Genomic DNA, 22,231 nt, shown 5'->3' with positions numbered 1-22,231 from the left:
CCGTAGTAAATACAGGGCTTGCGTCCCTCGTATTTCGTGAAACGTATGTATAGTCCGACAGTCAAAGCCTAAACGCATTCACTGTCGATCTTCTATGCAGCCTGTACTTCCCGCTTACCTGATCGCCCGTTGGCTTTTGCTCCTCGTCCTGCTGGCGGGGGTGTATTTCCTTAGCGGATTCCTGGTGCCCGCGCTGGCCGCGCTGATCATCGGCCTGGCCAGCTGGCCCCTGTATCGGCGCCTGGTCGACCGCTGCGGCGGCCGCACGATGCTGGCCGCCTCGCTGGCGCTGGTGGTGGTCATCGTGGTGCTGATCGTGCCGCTGTCGCTGGCGCTGTCGTACGCCATCAAGGAAGCCAGCACCTTCTTTGCCTGGGCCATCGCGGCCAACCGGCACGGCGTGGCCGTCCCCGCCTGGATCACCTCGATGCCCGTGGTGGGCGACCGCCTGGGTGAATACTGGGAAGCCTATATCGGCCAGCCCCACGCGCTGGGCGCGCTGGTCGAGGCCGTCAGCGGCGAACACCTGGGCAACATCTACCGTATGGTGCTGGCCGCCACGGGCAACGTATTCCAACTGCTGCTGACCGTGCTGTTCATGCTGATCACGCTGTTCTTCGTCTACAAGGACGGCGTGCGCATGGTGGCCCAACTGGACGTGCTGGGCGAACGCATCCTGCCCGCGCGCTGGCAGCGCTTTTCGCGCGTGGTGCCGGCCACCATCAATTCCACCGTCACGGGCATGGGCCTGATCGCGCTGGGCGAAGGCCTGGTGCTGGGCATCGCCTACTGGGTGGCGGGCGTGCCGTCGCCGGTGCTGCTGGGCGTGGTGACCGGCTTCATGGCGCTGATCCCGGGCGGTGCGCCGCTGTCGTTCACGCTTGTGTCGCTGTACCTGGTGGGCTCGGGCCACGTGGTGGCAGGCATCGCGCTGATGGTCTGGGGCAGCGTCGAGCTTTTCATCGTCGACAAGACGCTGCGTCCGCGCCTGGTGGGCGGCCCGGTCAAGCTGCCGTTCCTGCCGACGTTCTTCGGCCTGGTGGGCGGCGTCAAGACCATGGGCATCGTGGGCCTGTTCGTGGGCCCGGTGCTGATGGCGCTGCTGGTGGCGGTGTGGCGCGAATGGGTGCACCACGAAGAAGTCGAACGCGACACCGCGCGCTTGCGGGCCGCGCAAGCCCCCGACAAGACACCGGCGGGCTGACGGCAACCTGAGCTTGCGCCGGTTATCCGAACGCGCAGGCACGGGTCTGATTGAATGCCGATCCTCGTAGCGCCGACGGCCGCCTTCTTCCCAGGATTGCGGCCGCATTTCTGATAACGGTTCGGCCCGCACATTTGGTAATCTAGCTCTCCCCGCGCTCGCCGGCGCCTTGCCCGGCACGCGCCTGCCGTGTGCGCAGACGCTTTGCAGCTTACGCCGCGGGGTGTGAGGGTCGAGATGTCCGGGTCACTGCAAGATGAAGAGTTAGCGGTCCTGCGCGAGCAGGGCTTTTTCGTGGCGCGCCAGTTCGTGGATGCGGCGCAGGTCCAGGCGCTGCGCGCGCTGTCCGAACGCCATCTGCACGACCACGTGGCGCCCATCGAATACGAAGCGGATCTGCGCTACCCCGGCGCGCCCGAGTCCCGTGCGGCCGAAGGCGGCCTGACGGTGCGGCGGCTGCTCAACGCCTATGCCCGCGACCCGCTCTACGCGCAATGGGCCACGGACCTCCGCATCGGCCAGTCGCTGGCGCGCTATTTCGGCGAAGCGCCGGTGCTGTCGACGGTGCACCACAACTGCGTGATGACCAAGCATCCGGCCTACGGCAGCCTGACGGGCTGGCACCAGGACATCCGCTACTGGTCGTTTTCCGACACGGACCTAGTGTCCTGTTGGCTGGCCCTGGGCCCCGAGATGCGCGAGAACGGCGGCCTGTCGTTCATCCCCGGTTCGCACGCGGCGGCATTCCAGCCGCAGCAATTCGACGACAAGAAATTCTTCCGTGACGACGCGCCCGAAAACGCGAACTGGATCGCCCGCGCCGTCTGCCCCGAACTGCAAGCGGGCGACGTGGTGTTCTTCCATTGCCGCACCCTGCACGCCGCCCAAGGCAACCGCAGCGACTGCGTGAAGCTGTCGGTGGTGCATACCTATCACCCGCAGTCTTGCCATCCGTTGCCGGGCACGCGTTCGGCCAGCCAGCCGGGGGTGCCGTTGGCGGGTTAAACGCGCCGCCAGTCCAGCCACGCCAGCAGCGCGACGGACGCCGCGATGGCGGCTACGTTGAATTGCATGGCGCTGGCGAACGCGTGCGCATAGCGGTCACCGACCGCAGCATCGGCATACGCATCCAGCGCGCCGCTGAACAGCATGCCCGCTGCGGATACGCCCAAGGCCGCGCCCACCTGCTGCAAGGTCGCGACCACGCCGGCGGCCATGCCGGCGTGGCGGTCTTCGACCAAGCCCAGCGCCAGGTTCACCAGCGGCGTGTTCACCGCGCCTTGCGCCGCACCGAGCCACACCAGCGCGGGCACCAGCGACCAGGGCGCCAGTGCGCCGCCTGCCGCATCCACCTGCAGCATCAACGCTGCCGTGGCGCCGCCATACAGCACCGCCGCCACCAGAATCGCGCGCGTGCCGAAGCGCGCCACCAGCCGCGGCGCCGCCATCGAGCCGGCCACGAAGCCCACGCTGGCCGGCGCGAACACCGTGCCCGCCGTCAGCGCGTCCACGCCCAGGCCGGTCTGCAAGAGCAGGGCATAGCACAGGAACATGGCGCTGGCGGTGGAAAACACTAGCGTCACCAACAGGCAGCCCGCGGCAAAGGGCGGTTGCGTCAGCAAGGCCATGTCCACCAGCGGCGTGCGGCCTGCGGCAGCGGCGCGGCGCTGCAATTGCGTGAACCACGCCAGCAATGCGATCGACGCGCCGCCCGCGGCCCAGGTCCACACGGGCCAATGGCGCGCGGGGCCTTCGACCAGCGCCAGCAACAGCAAGCCCAGGCCCAGGCCGACCAGCGCGGAACCCGGCCAGTCCATGCTGGCGCCCGCGGCATCGCGCGATTCGGGGATGTGGCGGGCGAGCCGCCATGCGATCAATCCCAGCGGGACGTTGACCAGGAAGATGGTGCGCCAGGCCAGCCCGAACCAATCGGCGTGCACGATCCAGCCGCCCAGCACCTGGCCTGCAATGGCGGCCAGCCCCAGCGTCATGCCGAGCAGGCCGAAGGCGCGGCGGCGCGCATGGCCGTCGTAGCTGACGCGGATCAGCGCATAGACCTGCGGAAACAGCATCGCCGCGGCCGCGCCTTGCAGCACGCGCGCGGCGATCAGCGCGTTGGCGTCGGGGGCCAGGCCGCACAGGGCGGACGCCAGCGCAAAGCCCGCCATGCCCAGCATGAACAGGCGTCGTCGGCCGTGGCGGTCGCCCAGCCGGCTGCCCGCGATCAGCAGCACGCCATAGGCCAGCTCGTAGGCCACGATGATGAAATTGATCTGCGCGAAGCTGGCGTCCAGCGTGGCCTGCATGCTGGGAATGGCGACGTTGACCACGAACAGGTCGAAGATCGTGATGAAGCCGCCAGACAGCAGCACGGCCAGGCCGAGCGGGCCTGGCGTGGCAGGCGTGGATGCGGGGGCTGGGCAGGCGGCGGGCAGCGCGTTGGAAGACATGGATAGGCCGTGGGGTAGACGATTGGCGCTATTCTGGAGAGTCCCGCAGCCTTATACAATTTAGCTGCTTATGCTATTACTGAAGGCAATAGTCGATGCCCCGTTCCCGCAAATCCGATGCCCTGAGTGAAGAGACGTCTGACGTGACGCCCGTTGCGGCATCGGCAGGCGCTGTCGATGCCGCTGGCGCTGGCGCATCGACGGCCCCGTCCGTTGCACGCCTGGATCGCACACGCACCGACCTGGCCGAATTCCTGCGCCTTCGTCGCGAACGGCTGAGTCCGGCCGCGCTGGGCCTGCCCGCAGGCGGTCGCCGCCGCACGCCGGGTTTGCGGCGCGAAGAAGTGGCGGCCCTGGCCGGCGTAGGCCTGGCCTGGTACACCTGGTTCGAGCAAGGCCGCAACATCAGCGTGTCGGCGACGTTCCTGGAAAACCTGGCGCGCGTCCTGAAGCTGGACGCGGCCGAGCGCCGCCACCTGTACCTCCTGGCGCATCAACGGCCGCCGGCCGAACCCGGGCGCACCTGGTGCACCGTGCCGTCGCAGGTGCGCCGGCTGATGGACGATCTGCCCACGCGCCCCGCCTACATCCTGAACCTGCGTTGGGACGTGGTGGTGTGGAACGCTGCGGCCGAGCGCGTGTTCGGTTTCGGTGCGCAAGTGCCGGGGCGACGCAACCTGCTGTGGATGCTGTTTACCGACCCTGCGATGCGGCAGCTGTTCGTCGACTGGCCGGCGCAGGCGCCCGCCATGTTGTCCACGTTTCGGCGTGACTTTGCATCGGCCGCGGGCGTGCCCGACATCGCCGAACTGGTCGACGAACTGGAACGCGTGTCGCCGGACTTCAAGACATGGTGGTGCGAGCACGACGTGCATGGCAACTGCATGGGTGTGCGCAGCCTGCACATCGATCCGCTGGGCGACGTGGCGTTCGAACACTCGACATTGTCGGTGGACGAAAGCCGCCATCTGCGCCTGGTGGTGTATGCGCCCGCGCCGGACGAACCGCAGGCCCGCGCCTTTGCGCAGTGGCTGTCGCGCAAGCCGGCGCGTGGCTCCAGAGAATAAGCGCCGCGTGGGTCTACGGCGGGGGCGCGGCGCACTCCTATAGTCGGCGCCATGCCTACCGAAAACCTGTCTCGCCGCCAAGCCCTGACCCTGCTCGCCATCGTGGTGCTGGCCTGGGGATTCACCTGGGTCGTCAGCAAGCTGCTGCTGCAATACATGACGCCGATCTGGGCCGTGGCCGCGCGCAGCGTGGTCGGCACCGCCGCGTTGCTGGTACTGGGCCTGGCGTTGCGGCGGGTGGTGTGGCCGGTCAAGGCTGACATTCCCGTGATTCTCAGTGTGGGCCTGCTGCACATGGGCGCTTTTGCCGCGCTGGTCAGCCTGGGGCTGCAATACGTGCCCGCAGGCCGCTCGGTGGTGCTGGCGTACACCACGCCGCTCTGGGTCATTCCCGCCGCGCGGCTGTTCCTGGGCGAACCCATCGGCCGTGGCCGCCAGGCGGGCCTGGCGCTGGGCCTGGCCGGACTGGTGGTCATCTTCAATCCCCTGGCATTTGACTGGCACAACGCCGACGCCGTGTTCGGCAACGGCCTGGTGCTGCTGGCCGCGCTGTGTTGGGCCGCCAACATCGTCTATGTGCGGGCGCATCGCTGGGTCACGCCGCCATTCGAGCTGGCGTTCTGGCAGGCGCTGCTGGCGTCCGTGGTGCTGGCGGCGGTGGCGTGGGCGGCCGAGGGCAGGCCGCGCGTGGTCTGGAGCCCGGACCTGGGCTGGCTGCTGGGCTACGGCGGCGTGTTCGGCATTGCCGTGGCGTACTGGGCGGCGGTGAATGTGAACCGCTCGCTGCCCGCCGGCGTCACGTCCATCGGCTTGCTGGGCGTGCCGGTGGTGGGGCTGCTGTGTTCGGCGGCCATCCTGCACGAGCCGCTGAGTACGCCGTTGGTCGTGGGGATGGCGCTGATCGTGGCGGGTATCGCGGCCGGGGTGTTGGACAAGGGGCGCGGCTAGCTCGTTTCAAAAAAGGCGCTTGACGCCGGGAAGTCGGGCTGTGTATCGTAAGATATATATCTTAAGATACATCGTAAGTCATATCCCAGACACCCAGCGAGGCCATGCCATGCGCCATTTCCACTTCCTGACCGCGTTTTCGCGCGGTCTTCGCCATGAATCTCGCGACGGCCACGGCCGCGGAGGCCACGGCGGCCGCCACCACCACGAACGCGGCAGTCACCATCACGAATACGCCGGGGGGCCGTATGCTGGCTATGGCCGGCATCACGATTACCCCGGCAGCCCGTACGAACAGCCTGGCGCCCGTCACGTCCAGGACATGCCTGACGGCAATTTCTGCGAAGGCGGCCGTGGCCGTCATCGTCGCCATGCCGGGGGCGGCGGTGGCTGGTTCGGTGGCCCCTGGGGCGGCCGTGGCGGCGATGCCGACGACAGCTTCGGCGGCGATGGCCGCGGCTGGGGCCGTAGCCGCAAGGTGTCTGCCGATGACCTGCAACTGATGCTGCTCGGCCTTCTGGAACAGAACCCCAGCCACGGCTACGAGCTGATCAAGGCGCTGGGCGCGCTGTCCAACGGCTTCTACACGCCCAGCCCCGGCATGGTCTACCCCGCGCTGACCTACCTGGAAGAGCTGGGCTACGCCACCGTCGAACAGGAAGGCACCAAAAAGCGCTACCACCTGGCCGAGCCGGGCCGCGCCCACCTGGAAGCCAACCGCGAGCGCTTGTCGGTGATGTTCAACAAGCTCAAGCACGTGGCGCGCAAGATGGACTGGATGCGCCAGGCCTGGAGCGGCGAATCGCGCACCGCGCCCGCGGACGACGAGAACGCCACCGGCTGGATCGACGAATTCGTCCACGCCCGCCAGGCGATCCGCCATGCGCTGTTGGAACGCACCGAGGCCTCGCCGGCCGAACAACGCCGCATTGCCGCGATCCTGCGCCGCGCCACCGAGGAAATCACCGGCAAGAAAGACTGTGCCTGATTCCGTTCACCCCATTGGAGTACCCATGACCCGTAGCGACCTGACTGTCGAACGCGTGCGCCACTCGCTGAAGATGCGCATCCTGACCGTGGCGCGCGTCGAGCGCATCGCGGGCCTGCTGGCCCGCGTCACCTTTACCGGCGAAGACCTGCACGACTTCGTCTCGGCGTCTTTCGACGACCACGTGAAACTGTTTTTCCCCGCTGATCCGTCCCAGCCGCCGGCCCTGCCCGAAGTCGGCCCCGACGGCATCAAGTTCCCCGAAGGCGTGCCGCGTCCGGCCGCGCGCGACTACACGCCGCGTCGCTTCGACACGGCCCGCCAGGAACTGGATATCGATTTCGTGCTGCATGGCGACGGCCCTGCATCCACCTGGGCCGAACAGGCCGAGGCGGGCCAGCGGCTGGGCATCGGCGGCCCGCGCGGTTCGTTCGTCGTGCCCACGGGCTTTGATTGGCATGTGCTGATCGGCGACGAGACCGCGCTGCCGGCCATCGCGCGCCGCCTGGAGGAACTGCCCGCCACTGCGCAGGCGCAGGTGTTGATCGAGGTGCCCGGCGCCGACAACGAAATCCCGCTGGCCACGCGCGCCCGGGCCAATGTGCGCTGGCTGCATCGCAACGGCACGGCCGCCGGCTACAGCACGTTGTTGCTGGAGGCCGCGCGCGAACTGACGTTGCCGCCGGGCGAGGGCTATACCTGGATCGCGGCGGAATCCGCGGCGGCCAAGGCGGTGCGCGAAATCATGGTGGCCCAGCACGGCATCGACAAGAGCCGCATTCGCGCCGCCAGTTATTGGAAGCGCGGCGCGGTGGCCGTGCACGAGTCGCACGAAGACTGACGCAACTCGCCCATCGGCCCCGGGCTGTCGTCCCACTGCGGCGCATGTCGGCCGCGTGTGGGCGTCTATCCCTGCGCCAGCGCCAGCAGATTGGCCACGCGCCCGCCTGGCGTGTCTTCACGCACCGTCAGCCCCAGCACGGCGCGCGGCCAATCCAGCGCGAACGGGCGGTACACCACGCCGTCCGGCCGCAGGTGACGCAGCGACGCGGGCACGATGGCGACGCCCATGCCCGCGGCCACCAGGTTCACCGCCGATGACAGCTGCGGGGCGCGCTGCCCCGGCAGCGGATTCAGGCCGTGCTGGCGGCAGGCGGCCATGATGTCGGCGCTGAGCCCGTAGCCGGATTTGCGCGAATACTGGATGAAGCGTTCCTGCGCCAGGTCGGCCGGCGCCAGCCGCTTGCGTCGCGCCAGCGCGTGGCCCAGCGGCAAGGCCACCATCAACGGCTCTTCGGTCAGTTGCAGAAAGCGCAGCCCGCCGTCCATCGCAAAGGGCGGCCGCACGAACGCCGCGTCGATCTTGCCGTCGCGCAACTGCGTGACCAGCGTTTCGCTGTCGTCCTGCGACAGCGTCATTTCCACGTCGGGATACTGCTGCCGATACAGGCGGATCAGCTCGGTCACGACCGGATGAAACGAGGCCGACTCGGTAAAGCCCAGCGCCAGCTCGCCGACCTCGCCGCGCGCGGCGCGCCGGGCCGTCTGCATGGCGGCTTGCGCGCGTTGCAGGATGTCTTCGGCGCACACCAGAAAGGCGCGGCCGGCGTCGTTCAGGCTGACGCCGCGCCCGCGGCGGTCAAACAGCGGCGTGCCGACTTCTTCTTCCAGTTGCCGGATCTGCTGCGATAGCGGTGGCTGCGCCATGCCCAGCTGTTCAGCGGCGCGGGTGAAGTGCTGGGCCTCGGCCGTGGCCACGAAGTAGCGCAGGTGGCGCAGTTCCATATCGATACCTAAAAAGTACTGATTATCAATTTTCCATATATTGGACATTCTATTGCAGCGGAACGATCATGCAGGCATCGATCTTTCGTTTTCAAGGAATGCACATGGCTACCTCTCTGACACCCGGCGCGCGGCTGCGCCAGCATCTGGCCCAGGACATCGTCGTTGCCCCCGGCGCCTACGACGGCATGTCGGCCCGCCTGGTGGCGGCGGCCGGCTTCAACGCGGTGTACGCCAGCGGCGGCGCCATTGCCCGTGCGGCCGGCTACCCGGACATCGGGCTGCTCAGCTTCACCGAGGTGATGGACCGGGTGGAGAAGATCGTCGACGCCAGCGGCCTGCCGGTGGTGGCCGACGCGGACACGGGTTTCGGCGGTTCGGCCAACGTCGAGCGCACCGTGCGCATCATGGAGCGCGCCGGCGTGGCCGCCTTTCATATCGAAGACCAGTCGTTTCCCAAGCGCTGCGGCCACCTGGACGACAAGAGCCTGGTGGATGCCGAGGAAATGTGCCGCAAGGTGCACATTGCGCGGCAGACGCTGGCCGACGCCGACACTCTGGTGATCGCGCGCACCGACGCCATCGCGGTGGAGGGCTTTGACGCGGCCATCGCGCGCGCCGAGCAATACGTGAAGGCGGGCGCCGACATGGTGTTCGTCGAAGCGCCGGAAACGCTGGAGCAGATCCGCGCCATCGCCGACCGGCTGCCCGGGCTGAAGCTCATCAACATGTTCTACGGCGGCAAGACGCCGCTGGTGCCGCTGCCCGACCTGGCGGCCATGGGCTATCGCCTGGCGATCATTCCGTCTGACCTGCAGCGCGCCGCCATTCACGCGATGCAGGCCACGCTGGCCGCCATCCGCGAGACGGGCGACAGCAGCGCGCTGGCCGACCGGCTGACCAGCTTCAAGGAACGCGAAGAGATCGTGCAGACGCGCCGCTACCTGGCGCTGGATACGCAGTAACGGCGCGCTGTGGACCGGGCGTGGAACGCCCGGTCACGGCAATGCATCCGGCAGCCGCAGCGCACCCGATCACTGCGCCGCTGCGGCGGTGCGCTACCGCTGGCAGCGTTGCGGCATCGACAGCGGCCACAGCCGCTGGTTGTACGCACCGTACAGCGTACGGATGCCGCATTCCATGCCGACCCGCGCCACCATCGCGCCTTGCTGATCCAGGATCATCGACATGTCGCGCGTGGACACCACGGCGCGTTGGCCCGAGAACGGCGTGGCGTATTGGTACACCGGCGCGATCGCCAGCTTGCCCTGGCCGTCGGCATAGCCCAGCAGGCCGCCCACGCGGGCCAGCGCCAGGCCGTCGCGCCGCAAACCCAGGTGTTCAAACACCGGACCATCGGCCACGGCCTTGTCGTTGACGGCGCGCTCGGTGCCGTTGGGCAGCGTCATGACCGCGCGGCCTTCCGAAAAGCCCGAGCCGAAACCGGCCAGCGTCATGCGCGTCTTGCCCGTCAGGTCCGCGTAGTGGGTGATGTGCTGGCCCTGCTGCTGGTCGCGCCGCACCAGCCAGGGCGAGCCTGTCGGCCAGCTCCATTCGCCCGCAGGCAGCGTGGCCACGGTCTTGCCGTGTTCGTCGATGATGCGTGCGCCTTCGTCGTCGCTGAGCAGCGCGCGGGCGGGCTTGCCCTGGAAGGGCGTGCCCGCGACCGGGCCGGGGGCGATCTGCCAGCGGCCGGCGCCGTCCAGATAGCCGTAGCGATCGGCACGGCGGATGGACATCCAGTTGCCCATCGGGGTGTAGCTGGCGTCCTGCACGTCCAGCGCATCGGACGCATCGGGCGCGATCATCCAGCGCTGCTTCTGGCTGTAGGCCAGGTAGGCGCCGTCGTCGGTGCGCGAGACGTCTATGCCGGACTGGAACGTCGTCAGCGCGCGGCCGCTGGTGTTGATGACGGCTTGCGGCCGTTGGTAGTCCTCGCCTTTCCAGCCGGCCTGCGATACCAGCCAGAGCTTGTCGTTGACGCGCGTGGCGCCGTGATGGCTGGGCGGCACGACCCACTTGCCTTGCTGGTCGATCACACCGACCTTGTCCGCGCCCAGCGCGGCCACGGCCTGGCCCTTTTGGAAGACGCCTATGAACTGGAACGCCGGCGCCGACACTTCCTTGCCGGCGATGAAGTCGTACAGGCCCCAGGGATCACCTTCGGCCGCGGTCTTCAGGTAGCGCACCAGGCCGGGCGCCACGACCTCGGCTTCGAAATAGTCGGGCAGCGCATAGGTCTTGCCGGCCCGGTCGATCAGGCGCGCTTCGCCCTTGGCGTAGATCAGCGCGTAGCCGTGGCGGAAGGCGCCGATGTGCTGCTGCAAAGGCAGGTCCATCGGTTTGCCGCGCGCATCCAGCAACTGCATGCCGTCTTCGGTCTGCGCGGCGTAGCGCAGCTGGTCGGCGGCGGGCGTGTCGCCGGCCTCGTCTTTCGGGGCGTATTCGTCTTCTGCGCCATCCAGCGGCAGGACGGCGGTCCAGGTCTTGTCGGTGGCGACGCTGCCATCGGCCAGTAGCAGGCCGGCGCTGCTGTCGCCGCACTGGCAGTAGCCCTGGCCCAGCAGGCCCAGCGGGCCGCCGGGCACATCCAGCGGCATGTCGCGCAGTTGCGAACCCTGCGCGGCCGCCAGGGCCTCGGGCTGCAGTATCGCGCGGCCTTCGGCATCCAGGGCATTGAACAGCTCACCGTCGTCGCCGGACAGCCACAGCTTGCCCTGGCGCAACGCAAGTCGGCTGACTTGCGCCAGCCATGGCGGCGCGGTGTCGCCATGCAGCCACGTGCCCTTGGGCGTGAGCAGCCCGGCGACGCGGCCCGCGGGGTCGCGGAACAGCACGTAGTTGCCTTCATTCTCGGCGGCCGTCATGCCCGTGCCCAGGGTCACGGGTTCGGCGCGGCCCGGCACATAGGCCTTGAGCGTGTCGCCCGTGGTGTAGACCAGCGTGTCGCCGTGCAGCACCGTCGACTGCGCCTCGGCGTCGGTCAAGGTGCCCAGCGGCTGGCCGGCGGCGTCGAGCAGCGCATAGCCGCCGCGCGGCAGCTGTGCGCTCCAGAACGCCTCGCCCACCTTGATGATGCGGCGATAGTCCTTGCCCTGGCCGATGACGTTGCCGGCGGTGTCGATCAGCGCCACTTCGTCTTCGCCCATGGCCAGCGCCAGGGTGTCCTTGGACCGCCGGGAAATGTCGAGGTACTGCGGTTTCACGCGCCAGTTCCAGTCGCTGTCGAGCAGGCCATACCGGCCGCGCGCGTCGGCCGCGATGAACAGGTCGGAGCCGTAGCTGGACAGGATGCGGATGTCGTCGGTGGCGTAGCGGCGTTCGCCGGTGTTGGACCGGTATTCCTCGCGGTACGTGATGGCCGCCTGCGCCGGCTTGCCTTCGCCCAGATGCACGCTTTGCACGCTGGCGTCGAGCGCGTCGCCCACGGCCTTGCCGCTGCGGTCGATCACCTGGTATTGGCCGTCCAGCGTCACCACGGCCAGCCCCGCTTCGACGAAGTCGGACGCGCTGCTGTAGCGCGGCGGCACGGCCATCTTGCCCTTGGCGTCGATGTAGCCCCACTTGCCCTTCCAGCGCACGGCGGCCAGGCCATGGTGAAAGTCGCCTACCGCTTCGAATTGCGGATTGACGGCCAGCTTGCCGTTGCCGTCCAGAAAGCCCCAGGCGTGCCGGCGCAGCGATTCATCGGTCGGCACGCGGTCGATCTCTTCCAGCGCCGACGGCAGCAGCACGGCGGCGCGGTTGTCGGACAGCGCGCGGATGCAGCCCAGGTCTGCGTTGCGGGTGCCGTCGCGGTCTTCGACCATGGCCATGGTGTTGACGGCCGACGCATCGACGCAGACGCTGCGCGCCTGGCGGTACTGGGCGTGGGCGGACAGGGAAACGCCCAGCGCGGCGACGGCGCAGGCGATGCGGGTGGCTTGAAACGCGCGTGAGGTCATGGTCATTCTGCTTTGGCGGATGCGGGGACGGGCGGCTGTTCGATCTCGGCGGCTTCGGGGCAGGTCAGCTTTTCGCGCGGCCAGGTCTGGTTCTCTTGCGCGTCCAGCACCACGATTTCATCGCACAGCTTGCCGAACAGCGCGGTGGTCTTGCCCTGGGGGTCGATGAATTCCAGCAGGCGGCCGCGGCGCACCAGCGCGCGTTCATCCTGGAAGTCGGAAGCCCAGCCGAAGTCCGGCGCGATCGCATAGCGGCCGGTCAGGTCGATGTAGCCGTATTGTTCGCCGGTGCGCTGGGTGCGCTGGGCCAGCGCCCGCCCATTGCGCAGCGGGCCCAGCTTGTCGAAGTAGGGGCCGACGATGCGCTTGCCGTCGGCGTTGATGAAGCCATAGCGGTCGTTCTGGCCGCGATACGGCACGACCCCTTCGCTGGCCTTGCGTTCCTCCAGCGAATACTTGCCCTTGATGCGGGTGATCTCGCGGCCCTGCAGGTCGGTGATGATGCCTTCGGACGTCTCTTCGTCGTCAAACACCAGGCGTTTCATCGACGCCAGCGGCGTGCCGTCGCCGCGCTGCGCAAGCAGCGTCTTGCCGTTTTCGTCCATCAGCCGGTAGCTCTGGCCATCATAGACGCGGGCCAGGCCTTCGGGCTGCACGAAGAACGGGTTGAATTCACCGTTCACCGCGGCGATCTTCATGTTGCCGCGCGCATCGATCGCGCCGTTGCGCGAGCGGTACTGCACGTAGATCCAGTCGCCATACTGTTCCTTGCGGTCAGGGCTGCCTTCCCACAGGCGGGTCGTGCCGCCCTGGCGGTCGAACAGCAGCGTGGCGCCGTCCTGCCCTTGCCCCAGGAAGCGCCCCTGGCGCAGGTTCTGCGGCTTTTCGCGCAGCACGGGGCTGTGCTGGCCGGTACGCAGGTTGATCAGGCGATAGCCTTCGCGATAGCTGCCGGATGCCCCCTTGGCCCGCGGCTCGCGCGCCAGCAGGTAGCCGTTGCCCAGGTATTCGAGTTCGTAGCTGCCGGAGTACGTGGCCGGCACCACCCACTTGCCCTGGCGGTCGATGACGCCCCAGCGGTCGTTGTCCTGGGCGTTGGCCCAGTCATCCTTGAATTCCTCGATGCGTTCCAGCGTCGGCTTTACCGCCACGCTCGCGCTGCGGATGTTCCACAGGCCCCAGCGCTGGCGGCGGTTGTCGTCCTGCGTGTAGTAATAGAGCAGGTCGCCGTCGATCTTCTCGCCGTTGACCTCCACTCGGGCGGGCAGCTTCTGGACCTGGCCGCGGGCGTCGATCAGCAAGGCTGCGCGGCGGTCCATGTCGGCCGTGCGGGCCCAGGAATACGGGCCATCGAAACCGCGGATGCCTTCGTAGTCGGGCGGCAGCAGCCAGTTGCCTTCCGCGTCGATCAGGCCTGCGCCGCGCTTGCGGGTCTTGACCACCAGCGGCGCGCTGGCGTTGTAGGTATTCATGTCGTCCCAATCCGGGTTGGTGACGATCTTGCCGGATGGCGTCAGGATGCCGGAAGGCTGCGTGTAGTCGTCGGGGCGCAGCAGCGCCAGGGGCAGTTGGGCGTTGTCTTGCGTGCCGGCCTGGGCCTCGTCCGGTGCGGCGTCGGCTGCGGCCCGGGGCGTGAATTCCGACACCCGGTAGCGGGCCAGGCGCGCCGCGGTGTCGGCGTCCAGCAGCGTCGTGCCGTCGGGCCGGTAGATCTGCACCAGGCTGGCCTCGGTCTGCGTGCTGCTGCCGGTGATGTCGATCGCGGTTGCGGTGTCGGCGGCGGCAGTGGCGGCGGGGACGGCCTGGTCCGAGGCGGCATCCACCGCGGCATCGGCGACGGTGGCGGTGTCCGCGGCGGCATTCACCGCGCCATCGGCAATGGTGGCCGTGTCCGCGGCGGCGGTGGCCTCTGCGGGAACCGTGTCGGCGGCAGCGGTGGCCTCGGCCGCGGCCGTGACGTCCGTCACTTGCGGCGGGCGTGCGGCATCGCTGGCGCCATTGGCGGGCGGCGTCGGGGCGAAGGCATACACCCAGGCCAGGCCATTCTTGATCGTCACCTGAGGCATGTGGCCGGGAATCTTGCGCATCTTGCCGTCGGGGAAGACCAGCATCACCGCATCGGCGTCGCTCAGGACCTTCCAGCCGTTTCGTTCTTCAACGGCTGCGTAGTTGACCGAGAAGGTGTGCAGCGTGGCCAGCTTGCCGTCGAGCAGCAGGGACGGGCCGTCGTTCTTGGACCTGACCAGCCACAGGCCGGGCGCAACCTGCTGCACGTCGCTGTAGCGGGTGTCGGACAGCGGCGTGCCGTCGGGGCGTACGAAGACCCAGGTCTCGTCGCGGCGCACGGCGATCGTGTCGCCATCGCGTCGCGGCGGTTCGTGCGAACGCAGCACATCGGGGGCGATGGCCCAGCGGCCTTCGGCGTCCAGCAGCCCCCAGGCGCCGCCGTAGCGGGCGCTGCGGCGCTGCGCGGGCAGGTAACCATCGGTGGGCTTGGACAGGGCCATGACGTCGCCGGGCAGCGTCAGGGCGCGTCCCGTCGTCGTGTCGAACAGCCGTGGCGCTTGCGGCACTTCCATCGAGGCCAGTTTCTGGCCGGGCTCGAAGCCCCACGAACGCATGCCCAGCTCGAAGGTCTTGACGATCTGGCCCTGGCGATTGACCAGTACGTCGCGCTCGTCCAGTTCGACCAGCGCGGTGCCTTCGGCATTGAAACCGGTGGCGCGCGTGAAGCGCGGCTTGATCGCCCACTCGCCGCGGGTATCGATGTAACCCCACAGCTCGCCCTGCTGCACGGCGGCCAGCCCGTTCTGGAAGGATTCGGCTTCCCGGAAGGCGGGCGCGATCGCCATGCGCCCTTGCTTGTCGATGTAGCCCCAGGTGCCGGCCGGGTCGCTCGTCTTGCCGACCTGCACGGCCGCCAGCCCGTCGGTATAGGGGCGGTTGCAGGGCGTGTCCGGGTTGATGGCATAGGTGCTGCCGATGCACGCGCGCTGCCAGTCTCTGTCGTATTGGGCGCTGGCGGGGGCCGCATACAGGCCGGCGAGGGCCGTAGCGAGCGCCAACAGGCGGAATGAGCGAAGCCGGACGTGCCGCATGGTCGGTTTGCCTGCCAAAAAAGGGGGGAAGGCAGCACTGTAACCAGCAGTAGCAGTCAAAAAACCGAGAAATGTAACGATAGAAAACGAACCGTTAACACCTGGAGAAAGGGCGGGGGACTACGCGGGATTTCCTGGCATGGTCAGTACGCCGCCGGTCGCACAAGTCGCCCGAGCGCCGACGGATCTCAATCGTCCAGCCAGGCATCCTGGGCGCGCATGCGTGACCGTATCAGTGCACGGGCGCGCGACAGGCGGCTGCGTACCGTGCCCACCGGCAGGCCCAATTGGATGGCGGCCTCTTCATACGACAGCTCGTCCACGCAGATCAGCACCAGCAGTTCGCCCAGGTCGGGGGGCATTGCCGCCAGCGAGCGGTCCAGGATGCGGATCAGCTGCAGCAGCTCGACGCGGCTGGCCGGATCGGATTGCAGATCGGCCTCGTCGGTCAGCGCGGTGTCGCTCACGAAAGTGAAGCGCCGTTCGGGCGAACGCGACAGGTGGTTGCGGATCAGATTGCGCGCGATGCCGAACAGCCAGGTCGACGGTTTGCTCTCGCCGCGGAACTGGTCGTAGCAACAGGACATCTCGACGAACGCCTGCTGCGTGATGTCGTCGGCGTCCGAGCCGTTGCCCACGTGGCGCAGCACGAAGCGCCGCAAGCGTTCGGATTCCTCGCGCACCAGCTGGCTGACCGGATCGGGTTGGGGGGAGGCGGCGTAACGGAGAGCAGGGTGCATGGTGACGGTGCAGCTGTACATGGACGGGATGCTCGGCACGCCGGGCAGGGGCCGGCGCCTGGCGCGGGCGCGCAACGTCCCGGCACGGAACCGGAGCGGTCCGCGCACGTTCGGATGGGCGTGGGGGGAATTCAGTGCAGGCCCGTGATCTCCCATGGCCCCTTGCGGAAAGAGAACGCAGGACGCTGCGGAATCAGTCTACGTTTGGAAGATTCGGTAGCAAATACGACGAGCGCCGTATTTTTGGCCCGCTTTGCGCGGACGCCATCACCACGGTCACGCGCTGGGCAGGCCCAGCCGCACCGCGTACGCCACCAGTTCGGCCGTGCTGTGCAGCGCCAGTTTGCGCATCAGGTTTTCGCGGTGCTTGCGCGCCGTCAGCGGACTGATGTGCAGCGCCTGGCCGATCTGCGCCGCGGTGGCGCCTTGCGCGGCCAGGGCCAGCACCTGTTGCTCGCGGCGGGTCAGGGTCTCGGCGGGGGCGGGCACGTGGTTGGAGTGGGCGCGGGCCGGCAAGCGAGCCTGCCCATCGTGCAGGCGCTGGATGGCTGCCATCAGCTCGCGCGAGCTGCCGGTCTTGGCCAGGTATTCATCGGCGCCGGCTTCCAGAATGGCCTGGCGGCTGCGCGCGTCGGTATTGGCGGTCAGCACCATGATGTACAGCGACGGATGGCGTTCGCGCAGGGCGCGCACCCAGCCCGATCCCGCCACGCCCGGCATGCCCAGGTCCAGCACCAGCACGTCGGCGCCATGGGCGGCCAGCAGGGCCAGCACCTGTTCGCCGGTTGCCGCTTCATCCACCGACCCGATCAGGCCGACCGCCTGCTGCATGACCATCTTCAAGCCCTCGCGCACGATGCCGTGGTCGTCGGCCAGCAGGACGCGCAGCAGGGGGGGCGTAGAGGTCAGGGTCATGGCAGGCGGACGCGGGGCGGCGCCGCAAGGTTGTGTCAGAATGATGCACCATTATAGGGACCGATCAACGCGCATGACCGCCCCTTCCACACTGCCCCCGCCCCGCTTGCCAGGCAAGCCCGACTTCGACGCCCCGGCGGTTGACGACGCCATCGCGGCCGAACTGGCGACGCTGCTCTACAAGCAGTCCCATGGCGTGCTGTTCGCCAACTTCGCCATCGTGGTGCCCGTGGCCTATGTCATGCGCGACAGCGTGCCCGCCTGGCTGCTGGCGTCGTGGGCGGCCATTCTGTATTTGCTGACCTTGCTGCGGGTGGCTGTCAGCCATCGTTTTCCCCGGCGCGGTTCCGGGCCGCTGCGGCCCTGGGTCTGGGGGTTCTGCCTGCTGTCCTGGACGTCGGGCCTCTTGTGGGGGCTGGCGAGCGTGGCCGCGGTGCTGTCGGGCCAGGACATGTTGCTGGCCTTCGGCTGCGTCATGCTGGCCGGCATGTGCAGCGGCGCCGTGCCGTCGCTGTCGGCCTATCCGCCCGCGTACGCGGGGTCGGCGCTGGGCATGGTGGCGCCCTTCATCATCGCCTGCCTGGCGGCGGCCGACGGCCTGCACGGGGTGTACGCGATCTTTGGCGTCTGCCTCCTGGGCGTGAACCTGTACTACAGCGCCGTCACGTATCGCAGCCTGCAGACTACGGTGGCGCTGCGCTTTGAGAACACCGCCTTGATCCACCGCCTGGAGCGCGAGCGCGACCGGGTGGCGGCAGCCGACCGTGCCAAGACCCGCTTCCTGGCCGCCGCGGGGCACGACCTGCGCCAGCCGGTGCATGCGCTGGGCATGTTCACCGATGTGCTGGCCAGCCGCGCCGAACAGGGCAGCGTCACCCCGCAGGACGCGCTGCACGTGGCCCGTCGCCAACAGACGGTGCTGGACGGCCTGAACCGCCTGCTCGACGGCTTGCTGGACCTGTCGCGCATGGACGCGCATGCGCTGCGGGTGGAACGCCAGGCGGTGGCGCTGGACGCCGTGTTCGACGACGTGCGCCAGGACTTCGAGCCGCAGGCGCGCACGCGCGGCCTGCGGCTGTCGGTGACGCCGACCACCGCAGTGGTGGATACCGATCCCGCCTTGCTGCGCCGCATCCTCGACAATCTGCTGGGCAATGCGCTGGCGTATACGCCAGCCGGCGGCGTGCTGTTGGCAGCCCGAAGGCGACGGGGCGGCGTGCTGATCCAGGTGTGGGATACCGGCGTGGGCATTGCACCCGACCTGCAGGAATCGGTGTTTGCGGAATTCACGCGCGGCGACGCGCCGTCCGCCGTGGCCCCGACCGGCCAGGGGCTGGGCCTGGGGCTGGCCATCGTGCGCCGGTTGACCGACTTGCTGCACGGCCAGGTGTCGCTGCGGTCCGTGCCGGGCAAGGGCTCGGTGTTCTCGTTGTGGCTGCCGCCTGGCATTCCCGCAGCGCATGCAGCGGGCGATAAATAATCAGTTGAACGCCGGCCGCGCCGGCCCTGTAATAGCGCAAGCTGCCCGCGCGTGCGGGCGTTGACGTTTCCCATCAGAGGTCCGCCATGCCTGCCGCGCCATTTGCCACGCCCGCTCATCCCGCCTCGCGCAATCTATGGGTCATGGTATTGGCCGGCGGCATCGTCATGGGCCTGGCGCTGGGTGTGCGGCACGTGCAGGGTCTGTTCCTCTTGCCCATCACGATGGACCGCGGCTGGTCGCGCGAAACCTTCGCCATGGCGCTGGCATTGCAGAACCTGACCTGGGGTGTCGCGCAGCCGTTCACCGGCATGATCGCCGACCGCTATGGTTCGGCCAAGGTCATCCTGGGCGGCCTGGCGTTCTATGCCCTGGGCCTGGTCGGCATGGCGCACGCCGCCAGCCCGGCAGCCTTCATGTGGACGGCTGGCGTCTGCATCGGCATTGCGCTGTCGGGCACTGCCTTTGCCGTCATCTATGGGGTGCTCAGCCGCCTGGTTCCGCCCGAAAAACGGGGCTGGGCGTTGGGAGTGGCGGGGGCGATCGGCGGGTTGGGGCAGTTCACCATGGTGCCGGCCGCGCAATGGCTGATCGGCGGCTGGGGCTGGGTCAGCGCGCTGCTGACCTTTTCGGTGGTGCTGGCGGTGGTGCTGCCCCTGGCCTGGCCGCTCAAGGAAAGCGCCCGGCGTGCGGCGCCGGCCGCCGCAGGCGCCACCGGCCTGGCCGCCAGGCCGGCCGATATGCCCATGGGCGCCGCCATCCGCGAAGCCTTTGCCCAACCCGGCTTCTGGCTGTTGAACCTGGGTTTCCTGGCTTGCGGCTTCCAGCTGGCGTTCATCGGCACGCACCTGCCGGCCTACCTGATGGACAAGGGCCTGCGCGCCGCCGACGCCGTCGCGGCCCTGGCCATCATCGCGCTGACCAATGTCATCGGCACCTATGTCTGCGGCATTCTGGGCGCGCATCATCGCCGCAAGTACCTGCTGGCTGGCATCTATCTGCTGCGCACCGCCGCCATGGCGCTGTTCTTCCTGTTGCCGCTGTCGACCTGGTCGGTCTATGCCTTCGCGGCGGTCATGGGGTTCGTGTGGCTGGGCACCGTGCCGCTCACCAACGGCCTGATCGCGCAGGTGTTCGGCGTGCGCTACATCACCACGCTGTTCGGCTTTGTCTTCTTTGGCCATCAGGTGGGGTCATTCCTGGGCGTGTGGCTGGGCGGCGTGGTGTTCGAAGCCACCCATTCCTACGACCTGATCTGGCTGGGGGCGATGGCGCTGGGGGTGTTGTCGGCCGTGCTGCACTGGCCCATCGACGATCGCGAGCTGCCGCGCGTGCGGGCGGCCATGGCCAGCTGAACGGTGGATCCGCCGTCGCGCCCAGGGCGCAAAGGGCGCAAAGGGAATCCGCGCTATAACGGTGGCATGCGCCGCGCTGGCGGCGGCCGTTCTGCCAAGGAGCCCCGCATGCAGATCGAATCCCGTTGGCTATTTCCGTGCGAGCCGCATCATATCTGGCCGCATTTCTTGCATGCCCGCATGGACGACACCCGGCCGCTGCTGTTTCGCCTGGGCGTGCCCAAGCCCATCAGCTGCAAGGTGCTGGAGGGCGTGGCGGCCGTGGGCAACACGCGCCAGTGCACCACCGACCGCGGCACCATCGACCAGCGCATCCTGATATTGCAGCCGGACGAGCGCCTGCGCTACCAGATGCAGAAAAGCACCGTATGGTGTGCGGACTGGGTCGGCTTGCTGGTCGATACCTTCGAACTGCGCGAGGTGCCCGGGCGGGGTACCGAAGTGCGCCGCACCACCCAGTTCGAAGCCGCGGGCAATTTGCGCTGGGCCAAGCGGCTGGGCCTGTGGGCAGGCCTGCGCCAGGCCCATGCCTATGCCAGCCGCAACTGGCGCCGGCTGGCCATGCAGGCGCAGTTGGCCGAGGCGCAGGCCAGGCTCAACGGTGTCCCAATGCGCTGACGATCGTCGGCAGGCGGGCTGAGGCCTGCTCGTGCAGCTGGGCATACAGGCTGTTGCCGTGCGCATCGATCGCGACGGTGGCCGGCCCCAGGTTCTCGACCTCCAGGGTCAGCAGCCGGAATTGCGAAATGTATTCGGTCCAGTGCATGGCCACCACCCGGCGCAATGACCGCGACAGCAGATTGACCCCGCCTCCCAGGAACGACAGGTACGCGCAGCCGGATTCGCGCATCGCCTGTGCGCTGGCCGCATCCAGCCCGCCCTTGCCCCCCACCAGCCGCAGGCCCAGGCCGCGGATCAGCGTTGGCATCCAGGGGTTGTAGCGTGTGCTGGTGCTGGGGTTGAGATACAACGGCACCGGGCCATCGTCGGTCTCGTCGACATAGGTGCTCAAGTGAAAGAACGCGCCGCCTTGCAGATCGATCGGGGGCGCCTCGCCTCGGGCGACCAGCTCGGCCAGGCGGCGGTGGGTCGGCAGGCCGATGCTGACGGTGATCTGGCCCGACAGGCACACCATGTCGCCCAGTTTCAAGTCCAGCACCTGCGCGGGCGCCAATGGCAGTTGCAGGGTTCGCATGGCGGGCATGGTCAGTCCTCGAGGAATTCGACGCGGCCGTCGCCGTGGATGCGGGCCACAGTACGCCGGTTGATCCAGCAATTGATGCACACGGCCACCGGCACGAAGCCGTGGCTGGCGGCGTAGTCCACATGCACCGCCATGACCGAGGTATCGCCGCCCGTGCCCATGGGGCCGAACCCCATGGCGTTGACGGCATCGCGCAGGCGTTGCTCCATGCGGGCCAGCGCAGGTTCCGGATTGGTCTGGCCAAAGGGCCGCAGCACCTGTTCCTTGGCCAGCCGGGCGGCGTAGTCGAAGGTGCCGCCGATGCCCACCCCGATCACCAGCGGCAGGCAAGGCTGCGAGCCGGCGCGCAGCATGGTGTCCAGCACGAAGCGCTCGATCTGCTCCAGCGTCGGGTAGACGAATGCATCGATGGCTTCCCAGCGGCCGGTGCCCATCGCCTTGGGGGCACAGACGATATCCATGTAGTCGGCGTCATCGAGCAGATCGACGCTGACGATCGGCATGTCCTTGCCGGCATAGCTGCGTTCGTGGGTCAGCGGGTGGGTGACCATCTTCAGGATCGGCGGCGAGATGTGGGCCGCCAGATCGGCGAAGCCGTCGCGGATGGCGGCGCGCACCGGGCCGTCGAACTGCACGCGGGTGCCGATCTTCAGGCTGTAGGTGGGTATGCCGACGTCGGTGCACACCAGGGCATCGTCGCGCTGCGCGCCATCGGCGCTTTCCAGCATGATCGCCAGCGTGGCGCGGCCGGTAGGGCTGGTTTCCGTGCGGGTCGCCCGCTGCAGAAAGGCGCGGGTGTCGCGCGGGATCGTCTTGAGCGAACGTTCGTAGAGCTGGGCCGTGACGCGCTTGATGGTTGCGCTGCTGATGGGCATATCGGGTTCCGGAAAAGAAAATGGGCAGCCCGGGATGGCAGGGCAGGTCCCGAGGGCGGGCATCCGCGTTTGGGGTGCGGTTTTTCCCCCCTGGCCAGATTTCGGCAGGAGAAATCCCGCCAGAAAATGCTGGACGGCCAGAGCGGCTTGAGGACAATGGGCAGACCTTGTTTCCGCT

18 protein-coding genes are annotated in these 22,231 nt (G+C 68.3%); 10 read left to right on the top strand and 8 right to left on the bottom strand.

The genetic code is table 11. From position 1 onward, the window contains the following. The first annotated feature begins 94 nt into the window (after positions 1-94). Both U858_RS0116500 and U858_RS0116495 read left to right on the top strand, forming a co-directional pair. Positions 95-1,204 carry an AI-2E family transporter gene (locus tag U858_RS0116500; RefSeq protein WP_025138251.1) on the top strand — a complete coding sequence of 370 codons (1,110 nt, stop codon included), beginning with the start codon at positions 95-97 and terminating at the stop codon, positions 1,202-1,204. A 237-nt stretch (positions 1,205-1,441) separates the two neighbouring features. Beyond that, positions 1,442-2,209, top strand: coding sequence for a phytanoyl-CoA dioxygenase family protein (locus tag U858_RS0116495; RefSeq protein WP_025138250.1), 768 nt, complete (start codon positions 1,442-1,444; stop codon positions 2,207-2,209). Here the strand turns inward: U858_RS0116495 and U858_RS0116490 are convergent. Beyond that, positions 2,206-3,654 (bottom strand): MFS transporter, encoded by a 1,449-nt coding sequence (locus U858_RS0116490; RefSeq protein ID WP_025138249.1) that lies wholly within the window; start codon positions 3,652-3,654, stop codon positions 2,206-2,208. The two genes, U858_RS0116495 and U858_RS0116490, sit on opposite strands and share 4 nt — an antisense overlap. A gap of 95 nt (positions 3,655-3,749) precedes the next feature. Here U858_RS0116490 and U858_RS0116485 point away from each other — a divergent pair, with 95 nt between their 5' ends. The 4 genes from U858_RS0116485 to U858_RS0116465 all read left to right on the top strand — a co-directional run bounded on the left by U858_RS0116485 (position 3,750) and on the right by U858_RS0116465 (position 7,498). Next, positions 3,750-4,721, top strand: coding sequence for a helix-turn-helix transcriptional regulator (locus U858_RS0116485; RefSeq protein WP_025138248.1), 972 nt, complete (start codon positions 3,750-3,752; stop codon positions 4,719-4,721). Positions 4,722-4,772: 51 nt separating this feature from the next. Further along, complete coding sequence (locus U858_RS0116480) at positions 4,773-5,669, top strand: DMT family transporter (protein ID WP_025138247.1); 897 nt, start codon at positions 4,773-4,775, stop codon at positions 5,667-5,669. 322 nt (positions 5,670-5,991) lie between these two features. Beyond that, positions 5,992-6,657, top strand: a complete 666-nt coding sequence (locus tag U858_RS0116470; RefSeq protein ID WP_029953972.1) for a PadR family transcriptional regulator — start codon at positions 5,992-5,994, stop codon at positions 6,655-6,657. A 25-nt stretch (positions 6,658-6,682) separates the two neighbouring features. Then, a complete protein-coding gene (locus tag U858_RS0116465) occupies positions 6,683-7,498 on the top strand; it encodes a siderophore-interacting protein (RefSeq protein ID WP_025138245.1) in 816 nt (271 codons plus the stop codon). A 65-nt stretch (positions 7,499-7,563) separates the two neighbouring features. Here U858_RS0116465 and U858_RS0116460 read toward each other — a convergent pair whose 3' ends face one another. Continuing rightward, a complete protein-coding gene (locus tag U858_RS0116460) occupies positions 7,564-8,442 on the bottom strand; it encodes a LysR family transcriptional regulator (protein WP_025138244.1) in 879 nt (292 codons plus the stop codon). Positions 8,443-8,546: 104 nt separating this feature from the next. On the opposite strand from U858_RS0116460, the gene U858_RS0116455 reads away from it, so the two are divergent. Further along, positions 8,547-9,407, top strand: a complete 861-nt coding sequence (locus tag U858_RS0116455; RefSeq protein ID WP_025138243.1) for an oxaloacetate decarboxylase — start codon at positions 8,547-8,549, stop codon at positions 9,405-9,407. A 93-nt stretch (positions 9,408-9,500) separates the two neighbouring features. On the opposite strand, the gene U858_RS0116450 is transcribed toward U858_RS0116455, so the two are convergent. From U858_RS0116450 to U858_RS0116435, 4 genes are all read right to left on the bottom strand, one after another. Next, a complete protein-coding gene (locus U858_RS0116450; protein ID WP_025138242.1) occupies positions 9,501-12,386 on the bottom strand; it encodes a WG repeat-containing protein in 2,886 nt (961 codons plus the stop codon). Positions 12,387-12,388: 2 nt separating this feature from the next. Next, positions 12,389-15,484 carry a WG repeat-containing protein gene (locus U858_RS0116445; RefSeq protein WP_025138241.1) on the bottom strand — a complete coding sequence of 1,032 codons (3,096 nt, stop codon included), beginning with the start codon at positions 15,482-15,484 and terminating at the stop codon, positions 12,389-12,391. A 188-nt stretch (positions 15,485-15,672) separates the two neighbouring features. After that, the gene (locus tag U858_RS0116440; protein ID WP_025138240.1) at positions 15,673-16,245 is read right to left on the bottom strand and encodes an RNA polymerase sigma factor; all 573 of its coding nucleotides are present in this window, start codon (positions 16,243-16,245) and stop codon (positions 15,673-15,675) included. A 255-nt stretch (positions 16,246-16,500) separates the two neighbouring features. Continuing rightward, positions 16,501-17,139: a response regulator transcription factor gene (locus tag U858_RS0116435; RefSeq protein WP_025138239.1), complete on the bottom strand. Its 639-nt coding sequence runs from the start codon at positions 17,137-17,139 to the stop codon at positions 16,501-16,503. Between the two features lie 73 nt (positions 17,140-17,212). Here U858_RS0116435 and U858_RS0116430 point away from each other — a divergent pair, with 73 nt between their 5' ends. From U858_RS0116430 to U858_RS0116415, 3 genes are all read left to right on the top strand, one after another. Beyond that, complete coding sequence (locus U858_RS0116430) at positions 17,213-18,619, top strand: sensor histidine kinase KdpD (RefSeq protein ID WP_025138238.1); 1,407 nt, start codon at positions 17,213-17,215, stop codon at positions 18,617-18,619. A 143-nt stretch (positions 18,620-18,762) separates the two neighbouring features. After that, on the top strand, positions 18,763-19,974 hold the full coding sequence (locus U858_RS0116425; protein WP_029953969.1) for an MFS transporter: 1,212 nt from the start codon (positions 18,763-18,765) through the stop codon (positions 19,972-19,974). A 108-nt stretch (positions 19,975-20,082) separates the two neighbouring features. Beyond that, positions 20,083-20,592 (top strand): hypothetical protein, encoded by a 510-nt coding sequence (locus U858_RS0116415; protein WP_025138236.1) that lies wholly within the window; start codon positions 20,083-20,085, stop codon positions 20,590-20,592. Here U858_RS0116415 and U858_RS0116410 read toward each other — a convergent pair. Together U858_RS0116410 and U858_RS0116405 are read right to left on the bottom strand one after the other, a co-directional pair. Then, on the bottom strand, positions 20,570-21,178 hold the full coding sequence (locus U858_RS0116410; RefSeq protein WP_025138235.1) for a fumarate hydratase C-terminal domain-containing protein: 609 nt from the start codon (positions 21,176-21,178) through the stop codon (positions 20,570-20,572). The two genes, U858_RS0116415 and U858_RS0116410, sit on opposite strands and share 23 nt — an antisense overlap. Before the next feature lie 2 nt (positions 21,179-21,180). Then, a complete protein-coding gene (locus tag U858_RS0116405) occupies positions 21,181-22,053 on the bottom strand; it encodes a fumarate hydratase (RefSeq protein ID WP_025138234.1) in 873 nt (290 codons plus the stop codon). Positions 22,054-22,231 lie beyond the last annotated feature (178 nt).

Origin of the sequence: Achromobacter sp. DH1f (genome assembly GCF_000633435.1) — a bacterium.
GTDB classification, from domain to species: Bacteria; Pseudomonadota; Gammaproteobacteria; order Burkholderiales; family Burkholderiaceae_B; genus Achromobacter; species Achromobacter deleyi.
The sequence above is the reverse complement of the archived record's forward strand: the minus strand, read 5'-3'. Positions and strand labels throughout refer to the sequence as shown.

Bases quoted from the DNA above. Each gene is read 5' to 3' on its own strand.
- U858_RS0116500 (WP_025138251.1), top strand. From the start codon at position 95: ATGCAGCCTGTACTTCCCGCTTACCTGATCGCCCGTTGGCTTTTGCTC.
- U858_RS0116495 (WP_025138250.1), top strand. From the start codon at position 1,442: ATGTCCGGGTCACTGCAAGATGAAGAGTTAGCGGTCCTGCGCGAGCAG.
- U858_RS0116490 (WP_025138249.1), bottom strand. From the start codon at position 3,654: ATGTCTTCCAACGCGCTGCCCGCCGCCTGCCCAGCCCCCGCATCCACG.
- U858_RS0116485 (WP_025138248.1), top strand. From the start codon at position 3,750: ATGCCCCGTTCCCGCAAATCCGATGCCCTGAGTGAAGAGACGTCTGAC.
- U858_RS0116480 (WP_025138247.1), top strand. From the start codon at position 4,773: ATGCCTACCGAAAACCTGTCTCGCCGCCAAGCCCTGACCCTGCTCGCC.
- U858_RS0116470 (WP_029953972.1), top strand. From the start codon at position 5,992: ATGCCTGACGGCAATTTCTGCGAAGGCGGCCGTGGCCGTCATCGTCGC.
- U858_RS0116465 (WP_025138245.1), top strand. From the start codon at position 6,683: ATGACCCGTAGCGACCTGACTGTCGAACGCGTGCGCCACTCGCTGAAG.
- U858_RS0116460 (WP_025138244.1), bottom strand. From the start codon at position 8,442: ATGGAACTGCGCCACCTGCGCTACTTCGTGGCCACGGCCGAGGCCCAG.
- U858_RS0116455 (WP_025138243.1), top strand. From the start codon at position 8,547: ATGGCTACCTCTCTGACACCCGGCGCGCGGCTGCGCCAGCATCTGGCC.
- U858_RS0116450 (WP_025138242.1), bottom strand. From the start codon at position 12,386: ATGACCTCACGCGCGTTTCAAGCCACCCGCATCGCCTGCGCCGTCGCC.
- U858_RS0116445 (WP_025138241.1), bottom strand. From the start codon at position 15,484: ATGCGGCACGTCCGGCTTCGCTCATTCCGCCTGTTGGCGCTCGCTACG.
- U858_RS0116440 (WP_025138240.1), bottom strand. From the start codon at position 16,245: ATGTACAGCTGCACCGTCACCATGCACCCTGCTCTCCGTTACGCCGCC.
- U858_RS0116435 (WP_025138239.1), bottom strand. From the start codon at position 17,139: ATGACCCTGACCTCTACGCCCCCCCTGCTGCGCGTCCTGCTGGCCGAC.
- U858_RS0116430 (WP_025138238.1), top strand. From the start codon at position 17,213: ATGACCGCCCCTTCCACACTGCCCCCGCCCCGCTTGCCAGGCAAGCCC.
- U858_RS0116425 (WP_029953969.1), top strand. From the start codon at position 18,763: ATGGTATTGGCCGGCGGCATCGTCATGGGCCTGGCGCTGGGTGTGCGG.
- U858_RS0116415 (WP_025138236.1), top strand. From the start codon at position 20,083: ATGCAGATCGAATCCCGTTGGCTATTTCCGTGCGAGCCGCATCATATC.
- U858_RS0116410 (WP_025138235.1), bottom strand. From the start codon at position 21,178: ATGCCCGCCATGCGAACCCTGCAACTGCCATTGGCGCCCGCGCAGGTG.
- U858_RS0116405 (WP_025138234.1), bottom strand. From the start codon at position 22,053: ATGCCCATCAGCAGCGCAACCATCAAGCGCGTCACGGCCCAGCTCTAC.